This window comes from Streptomyces sp. NPDC057438 (assembly GCF_042802995.1).
In the GTDB taxonomy this organism is placed as follows: Bacteria; Actinomycetota; Actinomycetes; order Streptomycetales; family Streptomycetaceae; genus Streptomyces.
The window spans coordinates 1-11,977 of sequence record NZ_JBHVDD010000072.1 but is presented as its reverse complement, the minus strand read 5'-3'; the positions used below and the strand labels follow the sequence as shown (position 1 = coordinate 11,977).

Genomic DNA, 11,977 nt, shown 5'->3' with positions numbered 1-11,977 from the left:
CCCAATCCGCGGTCAGCGGCCCTGTTCGTACCGGCGCAGCTGCTCCGCCGTGATCATGGTGGTGTCGAAGAGACTGGTCTCGTCGAGCACGTTCGCCTGCTGCTGCGCGTACCCCTGCTGGTCCTGCGGCACCCGGTCCTGGTGCCCCTGGTGCGGGTCGTACGCGGGCTGCTGCGGGTAGCCGGCCGCGTACGGGTCGGCCTGCTGGTAGCCGTAGGGGTCCGCGGCCTGCTGGGGCTGGGTGTACTGCTGCTGGTAGCCGCCGTACGGATCCTGCTGGTACGCCGTCGCCTGGTACGCGTCCTGCTGCCCGCCGTAGGGCTGCTGCTCCGGCACCTGCCGGGACTGCTCGGCGGGGATGTCGGAGAGGGCGGCGAGGTCGGCCAGGTAGTCGGCGTCGCTGGTGGGCCGCGGGGAGGTGCCGTCGTCGCCGAGGGCGAGGGCACCGAGGTCGTCGGTGGCGATCCGGCCGTGCAGCTTCTGGCGGCCGCGGCCCACGGCCTCCAGGGTCTTGGCGAGCACCGCCTCGAAGGCGCCGAGCTTGGCGTCCACGTAGGCGTCGGCGTCCTTGCGCAGGGTCTCGGGGTCCTGGCTGCGCTCGGGGGCGTCCTCGTCCGCGTAGCCCTGCTCGTCGAGGCCGGGGCCCGTGCCGAGGAGCTTCTCGCGGCCGCGGCCCACGGAGCCGAGGGTCTTGGTGAGGACGACCTCGAAGTTGGCGAGCTTGGAGTCGACGTAGTCGTCGGCCTCGGCGCGGACGTCCTCGGCCTCCTGGCGGGCCTCGCCCAGGATGCGGTCGGCCTCGTTCTGGGACCGGCGAGCGACCTCGGTGTCGGAGATCAGGGAGCCGCGCTCGGCGTGCGCGTTCGCCACGATCCGCTCGGCCTCCTGACGGGCCCGCTCGACCATGTGGTCACGGTCGCCGATCAGCTCCCGCGCCTGGGCGAGGGAGTCGGGCAGGGCCGCGCGCAGTTCGTCGAGCAGGGAGAGCAGTTCGGCGCGATTGACCACGCACGAGGCCGACATGGGCATGGATCGGGCGCCGGAGACCACCGAGACGATCTCGTCGAGCTTCTTCTGCACGTCCACCGTGTGGTCCACCGTGTGCTCGCCACTCTCTACGACTGTGTTGGAGACGGTCGGGTCGACTGTACGGCCAGCGGGGGAGGTTCGTCCGCTCAGTCCCGCTTCAGGCGTTCGCCGAGGGCTTCGAGGACGAGCGGGGGGACCAGGTGGGAGACGTCGCCGCCCCAGGTCGCGACCTCCTTGACCAGGGAGGACGACAGGAAGCTGTAGGTGGGGTTGGTGGGGACGAAGAGGGTCTCCACGCCCGACAGGCCGATGTTCATCTGGGCCATCTGCAGCTCGTAGTCGAAGTCGCTGACCGCGCGCAGCCCCTTGACGATGGCCGGGATGTCGCGCTGCTTGCAGAAGTCCACGAGCAGACCGTGGAAGGCCTCCACCCGTACGTTCGCGTATTCGGTGGTGACCTCGCGGATCAGTTCCATCCGCTCCTCGACCTCGAAGAGGCCCTTCTTGGACTTGTTGATCATCACCGCGACATAGACCTCGTCGTACAGCTTGGAGGCGCGGCCAATGATGTCGAGGTGTCCGTTGGTGATGGGGTCGAACGACCCGGGACAGACGGCACGGCGCACTTGGGGTCCCTCGCTCTCCGGTCCGGCGGTCATCGTGCGTCTTCGCACGTAGCGGCGGCGCGACCGTACCAAAACGTTCCCTCGCCGTAGCGACGGGCCCTGATGGCGTCGAAACCGGTCGGCCAGGCGAATTCACCGCCTCTGGTGCTGCGCTCCACGGTGACGAGGGCCTCGTCGCCAAGCCAGCCCCCCGTAAGGAGTGTGAGCAGGATCTCCCGAAGATCGTCGTCCGGGACGGCGTACGGGGGGTCCAGGAAGACGAGGTCGTACGGCTCGTCCGGCGCCGGGCCCTGGATGATCTGCTCCGCTTTGCCCGGTCTCACCTCGGCGCCGGGGAGGCCGAGCGATCGGACGTTGTCGCGGACGGTACGGGCCGCTCGCGCGTCGGCCTCGACGAGGAGGGTGTGGCCGGCGCCTCGGGAGAGGGCCTCCAGACCGACGGCGCCCGACCCGGCGTACAGGTCCAGGACCCGTTCGCCGTCCAGCGGGCCGCCGAGGAGGGATTCCCAGGTGGAGAAGAGGCCCTCGCGCGCGCGGTCGGAGGTGGGGCGGGTGCCGTTGCCCGGCGGGACGGCGAGGCGGCGTCCGCCGGCTGCGCCGGCGATCACGCGGGTCATCTTGGGTCCTTGGGGAGGAGGCGACTGTGGGTCCAGTCTGACAGTCGGAGGTGAGGGGCGCGTTCTGCCGTGGGCGGCTGCGGAGCGGCGGGATCGCCTGGTGGGGGTGCCTCTCGATCCACGTAAGCGACCGCGGGTCCGTCGTGGTTGCTCGCGCAGTTCCCCGCGCCCCTTCGGGCGCGCTGCAGCTCAGCCCTTGTCCAGGTACTGCTCCCTCTCCTCGTCCAGGAGGGCGTCCAGGGCTGTCCTCAGCGCCGGCAGGCGCTCCAGGTCCGGGTCGGCCGCCACCACCGCGGCCGCCTCCTCGCGGGCCTCCGCGATGATCTCCTCGTCGTCGATGACGGTCAGCATGCGCAGGCTGGTGCGGGCGCCGGACTGGGCCTGACCGAGGACGTCGCCCTCGCGACGCTGTTCGAGGTCGATGCGGGAGAGTTCGAAGCCGTCGAGGGTGGCGGCGACGGCACCGAGGCGCCGGCGGGCCGGGCTCGCCTCGGGCATCTCGGTGACCAGGAGGCACAGGCCCGCGGCGGAGCCCCGGCCCACCCGGCCGCGCAGCTGATGGAGCTGGGAGACGCCGAAGCGGTCGGCGTCCATGATCACCATGGCGGTGGCGTTCGGGACGTTCACCCCGACCTCGATGACCGTGGTGGCGACCAGGACGTGCGTCTCGCCGGCGGCGAAGCGGCGCATGACCGCGTCCTTGTCGTCGGGGTGCATCCTGCCGTGCAGGACCTCGACCCGCAGACCGGCGAGGGGGCCCTTGGCGAGCTGGTCCGCGACGTCGAGGACGGCGAGGGGCGGGCGCTTCTCGGCCTCGTCCTCGGGGGACTTCCCGCCGCCCTTCCTCGGGTCAGCGGGTTCGTCCGCGTCGTCCCCGATGCGGGGGCAGACGACGTACGCCTGGTGGCCGTTCTCCACTTCCTCGCGCACGCGCTCCCAGGCGCGCGCGAGGAAGTGCGGTTTGTCGGCGGCGGGGACGACATGGCTGGCGATGGGTGAGCGGCCGGCAGGGAGCTGGTCGAGGACCGAGGTGTCCAGGTCGCCGAAGACGGTCATCGCGACCGTGCGCGGGATGGGGGTGGCCGTCATGACCAGGAGGTGGGGCGGCTGTTTGCCCTTGCCGCGCAGGGCGTCGCGCTGCTCGACGCCGAAGCGGTGCTGCTCGTCCACGACGACCAGGCCCAGGTCGTGGAACTGCACCTTGTCCTCGATCAGCGCGTGGGTGCCGATGACGATCCCGGCCTCGCCGGTGACCAGGTCCAGCAGGGCCTGTCGGCGGCCGGCGGCGCCCATCGACCCGGTGAGGAGCACCACCTTGGTGGCGTGCTCGGATCCGCCGAGCATGCCGCCCTCGGCCAGCTCTCCCATCATCTCGGTCACCGACCGGTGGTGCTGCTGGGCGAGGACCTCGGTGGGCGCGAGCATGGCCGCCTGGCCGCCCGCGTCGACGACGGCGAGCATGGCGCGCAGGGCCACCATGGTCTTTCCGCTGCCCACCTCGCCCTGCAGCAGCCGGTGCATCGGGTGCTCGGTGGCCAGGTCGTCGAAGATCTCCCGGGAGACCTTCCGCTGCCCGTCGGTGAGGGTGAAGGGGAGGCGGGCGTCGAAGGCGGTGAGAAGGCCGTCGGGGGCGGGGCGGCGGGCGACGGCGGGGAGCTGCGAGTCGGCGTGCCGGCGGCGGGCGAGGGCGACCTGGAGCACGAAGGCCTCGTCCCACTTGAGGCGGTCGCGGGCGCTGTCCCGGTCCGCCGTGGTGTGGGGGCGGTGGATCTTCAGCAGGGCCTCCGGGAGCGAGACCAGACCCCGGCCCTCCCGCAGCGACTCGGGCAGGGGGTCCACGGCCTCCTGGGCGCTCGGCAGGATCGTCTGGACTGCTTTGGCGATCTTCCAGGACTCCATCTTGGCGGTGGCCGGGTAGATCGGGATGAGGGCGCCGGCCCAGGTGTCGACGGTCTCGGTGTCGCCCTCCCCGCGCAGCGGCTCGTAGGCCGGATGGGCCAGCTGGAGGCGGCGGTTGAAGACGGAGACCTTGCCGGCGAACAGCGCGCGGGTGCCGGGGAGGAGGTCCTTGTGGGGTTTGTGGACGCCGTGGCCGAAGAAGACGAGCTGGAGGCGGCCGCTGCCGTCCGTGATGGTCACTTCGAGGCGCTGGCCCTTGCCCCGGGGGGCCTTGGCGGAGGCGAAGGTGTGCAGGCGGGCGTCGGCGACCTGGGCGACCACCGTGACGTGCTCGTCCATGGGCAGGTCGGCGAGACGGGTGAGCCGGCCGCGCTCCTCGTACCTGCGGGGGTAGTGGTGCAGCAGGTCCCCGACGGTGTGCAGGCCGAGGTGCTCGGCCATCACCTTCGCGGTGGCGGCGCCGAGCGAGTTCTTGAGCGGTTCTTCGAGCGCGGGCACGAGATCCATTGCACACCACCGCACTGACAATCCCGTAGACGTCCTGGAAATCCGCTGGTCAGGCGGGTCGTTCGGGCCTAGGATGACGCTCTCCCGGACCCAGCCGCGGCAGGGCCCGTACCGCCTCCCGTCCGCGGTCACCGTCTTCCGGGACCGCCCGACCCCGCCGCCGTCGCCAGAATCCCCTCCCCCCGGCGCTGCGACGATGGATTCAATGACCTCACAGTCATCCCAGGCACCCCAGACTCCCGAGGCGTCCCCGTCGCCTCATACGTTCCAGGTCGATCTGCGTGGCCTGGTGGATCTGCTCTCGCATCACCTCTATTCCAGTCCCAAGGTCTACCTGCGCGAACTGCTGCAGAACGCCGTGGACGCGATCACCGCCCGCCGTGCCGCACAGCCCGGTGCGCCCGCCCGGGTCCGGCTGTTCGCCGAGGGCGGCGCGCTGCGGGTGGAGGATTCGGGCATCGGGCTCACCGAGGCCGACGTGCACGACCTGCTCGCCACGATCGGGCGCAGTTCCAAGCGCGGCGACGGCGGCATCCAGGAGGTCCGCTCGGACTTCCTGGGGCAGTTCGGCATCGGGCTGCTGGCGTGTTTCGTGGTCGCCGAGCGCATCCGCGTGGTCAGCCGCAGCGCCCGTACGCCGGGCGCCCCGCCGGTGGAGTGGACGGCGGCCGACGACGGCTCGTACACCGTGCGGACCCTGCCCGACGAGGCGCGGCCCGAACCGGGCACGACCGTGCATCTGGTCGCGCGGCCGGGAGCTGCCGAATGGCTCGCCCCCGCGCGCGTGCTCACTCTGGCGCGGGACTTCGGGTCGCTGCTGCCGTACGACGTCCGGGTGGGCGACGAGGCGGTCACCGATCTGCCGGCCCCCTGGGACCGCGCGTACCCCTCCCCCGCAGGCCGGCGGGTGGCCCTGGCCCGGCACTGTCACGACCTGTTCGGGTTCACCCCGCTGGACTCCGTCGAGCTGAACGTGCCGCTGGCCGGGATCCGGGGGGTGGCGTACGTGCTGCCGGCCGCCGTCAGCCCGGCCCAGCGGGCGGGTCACCGGGTGCACCTGAAGGGCATGCTGCTCACCGAGCGGGCCGAACAGCTGCTGCCGGACTGGGCGTTCTTCGTGCGGTGCGTGCTCGACACGGACAGTCTGCGGCCGACGGCGTCGCGGGAGTCGCTGTACGAGGACGAGACCCTGGCGGCCGTGCGGGAGGCGCTGGGCGAGCGGATCCGCGGCTGGCTCACCGGGCTCGCCGCGGGCGATCCGGAGCGGCTGGCGGCCTTCCTGTCGGTGCACCACCTGGGCGTGAAGTCGCTGGCGCGGCACGACCGGGAGATGCTGCGCACGATGCTGCCGTGGCTCCCGTTCGAGACGACCGACGGCCGGCTGTCCCTGGAGGAGTTCGCCCAGCGGCACCCGGTGGTGCACTTCACGCGGACGGTCGAGGAGTACCGCCAGGTCGCGCCGATCGCGTCCGCGCAGGGCGTCGGGGTGGTCAACGGCGGTTACACGTACGACAGCGAGCTGGTCGAGGCGCTGCCTTCGGTGCGGCCGGGGACGGCGGTCGCCGAGCTGGACGCCGAGACGGTGACGGCTCACCTGGACGCGCCGGACCCGGACGAGGAACTGGCGCTGGCGGGCTTCCTGTCGGCGGCGCGGGCCAGGCTCGACCCCCTGGGGTGCGATGTCGTGCTGCGGGCCTTCCACCCGCTGTCGGTGCCCGCGCTGCACCTGGACGACCGCTCCGCGCGGCACGAGCAGGCGCGCGCGGAGGCGGAGGAGCGGGCGGACGACCTGTGGGCGGGCATCCTCGGCTCGCTGCGGGGCGGTGCCCCGCGCGCGAAGCTGGTGCTCAACCACCTCAACCCGCTGGTCCGGCGGATCGGTTCGCTGTCCGACCGGGAGCTGATCGGCACGGCCACGGAGTCCCTGTACGGGCAGGCCCTGCTGAGGGCGCAGCGGCCGCTCAGGCCCGCCGACTCGGCGCTGCTGAACCGGGCCTTCATCGGCCTGCTGGAGTGGGCCACGCACACCGAGGGGGACGGCCGCCCGTGAGAGACGTCATGGACTTCGACGAGCTGCGCCGGGCGATGGCGGAGAACCACGGGCAGCCGGAGGGGCCCGCCCGTAACGCGCGCGCGGAGGTGCTGCTCGCGGAGGCGGAGCGGCTGAACGTGCCGCTCGCCGTGATCGAGGCGCTCGGGCACCAGCTGAAGGTCTACAACTACAGCTCCGAGAAGGACAGGATGTTCGTCCCCTTCGCGCGCCTGCTGCGCATGTGGGACGAGCACCCGGAGGACTTCGACGAGTACGAGATCCACTCCCTGCACTGGGTGTTCAAGTGGATGTCGGCCGGCATGCTGAACCAGCCGCACGTCCCGCTCGCCTCCGTCGAGAAGTGGCTCGGCGAGATGGAACGCCGCTACCGGCTCGCCGGGCACTCGGAACGCGCGGTGCGCGCTGCCGAGTTCAGCGTGGCCGCGCACGTCGGCGACCTGGCGCGGGCCGAGCGGGCCTACGGGGCGTGGCTGGCCGCCGACCGGGACGCGATGGCCGACTGTCTCGCGTGCGAGCTGCACGGCCAGGGCTGGTGGCGGGCCCGGCGGGGCGAGGACGCCCAGGCACTGGAGCTGTGGGCGCCGGTGCTGGAGGGCGCGTACACGTGCGCCCATGAGCCGCACACCGTCCTGGCGTCCTCCCTGCTGCCGCTGCTGCGGCTGGGGCGTCCCGAGGAGGCCCGGGCCCACCATCTGCGCGGTTTCCGGCTGGTGCGGGCGATGGAGAGCATGCGGGGCGCGTACGCGGACCATGTGGAGTTCTGCGCCCTGACCGGCAACGAGGCGCGGGGTCTTGAGCTGCTGGCGGAGCGTCCGGCGTACTTCACGGACTCCGGCGACCCGCGCAGCAAGCTGGACTTCCTGAGCGTGGTGGCGCTGCTCATGGACCGGCTGGTCGCGCGTGGGTTCGCCGGTCAGACGGTTCCCGGTCCCGCCGGGCGTACCTGGACGGCCCGCGAACTGGCCGCCCACGCGCGCGAGGAGGCCCTGTCGCTGGCCGCCCTCTTCGACGGGCGCAACGGCACGTCGTACGTCAGCGGCCTCGCCCGGGAGCGGATGGACCGGGCACCGCTGCTGGACCGGCTGCCGCTGGGCGTGCGCGCGGCACGGCCCGCGGTCGCGGTGCCGGCGCCCCGGCCGCCGGCCGCCGTGGAGGGGACGGAGAGCTCCGCCGTGCCGGAAGGCCTGCCCGGTCTCCTCGCGGAGGCTCGGCGGCTCTCCGCGTGCCTGCATCCCGGTTCCGTCGGGGCCTGGGCGGCCGTGGCGCGGGCCGCCGGGGCCGAGGGCGCGCAGCTGGACGCCCGGGACCGCGCGGAGCTCGTCGACCACGAGGCGATCGGTCTCGGACCGGAGGGCCACACCCTGTTCGCACGGGCGGCCGAGCTGTACGAGGAGGCCGGGGACCCGGGCGAGGCGCTGGCGGCACGCGCGCGCGAGGCGCACGTGCACGCCCTGACGGGCCGTTCGGACACGGCCCTGGAGCTGATATCCGGGCCGTACGAGAAGATCCTCGCCCTCTGGGCGGCCGGCGGGACGGGTCCGCGGCAGACGGCGTCCGTGCTGGTGGGGCGGGCCCGGATACTGGTGCAGCGGATGCACGAGACCGAGGACGCCGACGCGGTGCCCCCCGCCGAGGCCGCCGTGCGCGAGCTGGCGGCCCTCGTCGAACCGCGCCGCGAGGAGGACGTACGCCTGGCCTCACGGGCCGCGGAGGCGCGGGCGATGCTCGGGGAGCTGGCCGCGCGGGGCGGGGACGCGGCGGCCGCCGCCGATCTGTTCGCGGAGGCCGCCGAGCGGTACGTGGCGGCCGGGCTGCCGTGGTTCGCCGTGCAGTACGAGGCCCGGCTCGCCGGGGTCGCGCAGCAGCTAGGGGACCTGGCGACGGCGGAACGGGCGGCGCTGGCGGCGCTGGAGCACGGCGGGCCGGACCTGGAGCCGGTGGGCCACGCCCAGCTCCGTCTCCAGCTGGCCGAACTGCTCGGCGCCGACGACCGGGTGGAGCCGGCCCTCGCGCACGCCCTGGAGGCGACGCACTGGGCCGACGAGGCGGGAGAGGGGCCGACGCTCGGTGCCTGGGCCCGGCATCTGCTCGGCGGGTTCCTGCTACGGCTGGGGCGATGGGCGGAGGCCGCCGAGGTGCTGGAGTCCGCCCTCGTCGATCTCAGCGCCGAGACGCACGGCGACGGGGCCCTCGCCCAGACCCTGTGGTGGCTCGGCGACTGCCACACCGAGCTGGGCGAGCACCGCGAGGCCGCCGAGCGGTGGCTGCGGGCAGCCGACATCGCCCGGCACTGGCCCGAGCAGCACGACCACGCCCTGCTCGCCCATCTCACCGCGGAAGCGCTCACGCGCGCGGAGCTGCCCGCCGAGGCCGACCGGGCGTACGCCCGCGCCGTCGACCTCTGGGGCGAGCTGGGGAACGTCCACGGGTACGTCCGGGCGCTGCGGGCGCGCGCCTGGTACGCGGCGCAAGAGGGACACGAGGGGCCGGAGGGCTCCGTCCCGGACGCGGCGCGGGAGCTGATGGGCGACGCGGTGGCGGGCTGCGAGGCGGCCCTGTCGGACGTGGACGGCGAGGAGAACCGGCGGCGGATCCTCGCGGAACTCGCCGAGACGTATCTGCAGTTCGGCGATCTGCTGGCCCGCTCCGTGGCCGAGGACGCGCAACGCGTCTCCTTCGGGCCGGTGTTCGAGGAGGCGCTGGGGTCCGTCGAGCGGGCGGTGTCGGTGTACGCGTCCCTGGGGGCGGACCTCCTGGACGCCCGGACCGCCGCCGAACTGGCCGCGGGCCGTCTGGAGGCCGCCCTGGGGCGGTCGGGTGCCGCCGCGGACCGGGCGCGGGGGGTGCTGGCGGCGTGCGGCGACCGGGACGACGAGACGGCGGTGGCCCGGCGGGCCGAGGCGGAGCGGCTGGCGGAGGCGTCGCGGGTGCGGGGAGAGGGCTGAAGCCCCTCCGGCTGCTCGGCCGCTCGCCTACTCGACGCCGATCAGCAGCAGGGCCCCTTGCCGGCCGCCCCGGTACACCACCGTGTCCACCGCCAGGTACTCCCGTACCCGGCTCTCCACGTGGTCGACGACGTCGTCGGGGGCCTCGTCGCCCAGGACCAGGGTGACCATCTCGCCGCCGGCGGCCAGCATCCGGTCGACCACCGCCGCCGCGGTCAGCGTGACGTCGGAGCCGATGACGGCGACGTCGCCGTCGACGAGGCCGAGGACGTCGCCGGCCTGGCAGATGCCGGCCATGGTCCAGGACTGGCGTTCGGCGATGACGACCTCGGCGTAGCGGGTGGCGCCGGCGGCGGACGTCATGGAGACGACGTCCTCGTCGAAGCGGCGGTCGGGCTCGTGGACGGCGAGGGCGGCGATGCCCTGCACGGCCGAGCGTGTGGGGATGAGGGCGACGCGGACACCCTCCGCGCGGGCCTGCTCGGCGGCGGCCGCCGCCGTGTGGCGGAGGTCCGCGTCATTGGGCAGCAGCACCACCTCGCGCGCGTGGGCACGCCGTACGGCCTCCACCAGCTCCCCGCTGGCGGGCGGCTCCCCGGGGCGGGCCAGGACCGTGGTCGCGCCCGCCTCGGCGTAGAGCCCGGCCAGTCCCTCCCCCGGTACGACGGCCACGACGGCCCGCTGGGCGCGCTCGCGCGGCGGCCGCCGGACCTCACCCGTCACATGGGCGTCCTCGGCCCCGAAGTGCGTGATCCGGATGCGGTACGGCCGCCCGGCCTCGACGCCCGCCTCGACGGCGGCGCCGGCGTCGTCGACGTGCACGTGCACGTTCCACAGCCCGTCCCCGCCGACCACCACGAGCGAGTCGCCGAGCGCGTCGAGCCGGCTCCGCAGACGGGCCACGGCCGCGTCCTGCGCCTCCAGGAGGTAGATCACCTCGAACGCGGGACCGCCCGCGTCGGGCCGGTCGTCCGCGCACACCTCCGCGTCCTCGGCGACCTCGGCCACGCGCGGGTGGCCGACGCCGCCGGCCACCGCTCTCGGCGCCTCGCCCGTGAACGTCTCGACCAGTGCCGCCAGCACCGCCACCAGGCCCCGTCCGCCCGCGTCCACGACGCCGGCGCGGGCCAGGGCCGCCAGCTGGCCCGGCGTCGCCGCCAGGGCCGCCCCGGCGCCCTCGTAGGCGGCGCGGGCGACCGTGCCGCAGTCGCCCTCGGCGCCGGTGGCCGCGTCGGCCGCCGCGGAGGCGACCGTGAGAACGGTCCCCTCGACGGGATGGGCGACCGCGTCCCGGGCGGAGTCGGCGGCGTGCCGCAGCGCGAGCCGCAGGCCCCGGCCGTCGGTGTGCACCGCCCCACTGTCGTCGGAGAGCACCTGGGCCATGCCCCGCAGGAGCTGGGCGAGGATCGTCCCGGAGTTGCCCCGGGCCCCGATGAGGGCCCCATGTGCCATGGCGCGCGCCGCCTCGGCGAGGCTGGGCCTGCCCGCGCCCGCCGGGGCGCCGGTCTCGTGGCCCGCGAAGACCGCCTCCACGGCCGCCGCCGCCGACTCCATCGTCAGGTACAGGTTCGTGCCGGTGTCACCGTCGGCCACCGGGTACACGTTGATGGCGTCGATCTCCTCGCGCGCGCGTCCCAGTGCCGCCAGCGCGAGTGCGCACCAGGTGCGTACCGCGAGAGCATCGAAGAACGTCTGCGGCGCCTGCGGCACCTGTGCCTCCTTGAGCTGATGGGCTGCCTGGCTGCTGGACGGGGGCCCGGGGGACGCCGCACGTCGCCACGCAGCGTAGACCCGCGGTGGTGACCGCCGGTAAGGGGGCCGGGGCGAGGCCCCGACCAGCCATGGTAGTTTCGTTGTACGGACGCAGTCGTTGTATGCTGCTCCGGTTGTCCGATTCGGATCGTTGATCCAGACCGGACTCTCCCCCTGGCACCGCCACTCAGATTCCAGTTCCTGGGATCGTGATCCCGGCATGCCGGGATCAACCGTAAGTGCATCTGAAGTCTTTGGAGTGACCCGTGGCTGCCAACTGCGACGTCTGCGGCAAGGGGCCGGGCTTCGGCAACAACATCTCGCACTCGCACCGCCGTACGTCCCGTCGCTGGAACCCGAACATCCAGCGCGTCCGTACCGTGGTCGGCGGGACGCCGAAGCGCGTGAACGCCTGCACCTCGTGCATCAAGGCCGGCAAGGTCTCGCGCTGACGCTCAGCCAGCGCGCGGCCACTGCTGGTTCGCTGCTCAGAGCCGGTCCACCGTGAGGTGGGCCGGCTTTTTGCCGTGCCCGTACGCGGATCCGCGT

At 73.7% G+C, this 11,977-nt stretch carries 8 protein-coding genes; 3 read left to right on the top strand and 5 right to left on the bottom strand.

All coding sequences use genetic code 11. From position 1 onward, the window contains the following. Positions 1-12: 12 nt before the first annotated feature. The 4 genes from ACFU5F_RS30690 to recG all read right to left on the bottom strand — a co-directional run bounded on the left by ACFU5F_RS30690 (position 13) and on the right by recG (position 4,678). A complete protein-coding gene (locus ACFU5F_RS30690; RefSeq protein WP_383894280.1) occupies positions 13-1,086 on the bottom strand; it encodes a cell division initiation protein in 1,074 nt (357 codons plus the stop codon). A gap of 89 nt (positions 1,087-1,175) precedes the next feature. Continuing rightward, positions 1,176-1,655: a pantetheine-phosphate adenylyltransferase gene (coaD, locus tag ACFU5F_RS30685; RefSeq protein ID WP_383894279.1), complete on the bottom strand. Its 480-nt coding sequence runs from the start codon at positions 1,653-1,655 to the stop codon at positions 1,176-1,178. Between the two features lie 29 nt (positions 1,656-1,684). After that, a complete protein-coding gene (rsmD, locus tag ACFU5F_RS30680) occupies positions 1,685-2,272 on the bottom strand; it encodes a 16S rRNA (guanine(966)-N(2))-methyltransferase RsmD (RefSeq protein ID WP_383894186.1) in 588 nt (195 codons plus the stop codon). A gap of 189 nt (positions 2,273-2,461) precedes the next feature. Continuing rightward, positions 2,462-4,678: an ATP-dependent DNA helicase RecG gene (gene recG, locus ACFU5F_RS30675; RefSeq protein ID WP_383894183.1), complete on the bottom strand. Its 2,217-nt coding sequence runs from the start codon at positions 4,676-4,678 to the stop codon at positions 2,462-2,464. Between the two features lie 196 nt (positions 4,679-4,874). On the opposite strand from recG, the gene ACFU5F_RS30670 reads away from it, so the two are divergent. Both ACFU5F_RS30670 and ACFU5F_RS30665 read left to right on the top strand, forming a co-directional pair. Beyond that, positions 4,875-6,728 (top strand): HSP90 family protein, encoded by a 1,854-nt coding sequence (locus tag ACFU5F_RS30670; protein WP_383894181.1) that lies wholly within the window; start codon positions 4,875-4,877, stop codon positions 6,726-6,728. A gap of 8 nt (positions 6,729-6,736) precedes the next feature. Beyond that, positions 6,737-9,676 (top strand): tetratricopeptide repeat protein, encoded by a 2,940-nt coding sequence (locus ACFU5F_RS30665; protein ID WP_383894277.1) that lies wholly within the window; start codon positions 6,737-6,739, stop codon positions 9,674-9,676. Between the two features lie 27 nt (positions 9,677-9,703). Here ACFU5F_RS30665 and ACFU5F_RS30660 read toward each other — a convergent pair whose 3' ends face one another. Next, positions 9,704-11,386: a DAK2 domain-containing protein gene (locus tag ACFU5F_RS30660; protein ID WP_383894178.1), complete on the bottom strand. Its 1,683-nt coding sequence runs from the start codon at positions 11,384-11,386 to the stop codon at positions 9,704-9,706. A gap of 308 nt (positions 11,387-11,694) precedes the next feature. Here ACFU5F_RS30660 and rpmB point away from each other — a divergent pair, with 308 nt between their 5' ends. Beyond that, positions 11,695-11,880: a 50S ribosomal protein L28 gene (rpmB, locus tag ACFU5F_RS30655; RefSeq protein ID WP_003993230.1), complete on the top strand. Its 186-nt coding sequence runs from the start codon at positions 11,695-11,697 to the stop codon at positions 11,878-11,880. Positions 11,881-11,977 lie beyond the last annotated feature (97 nt).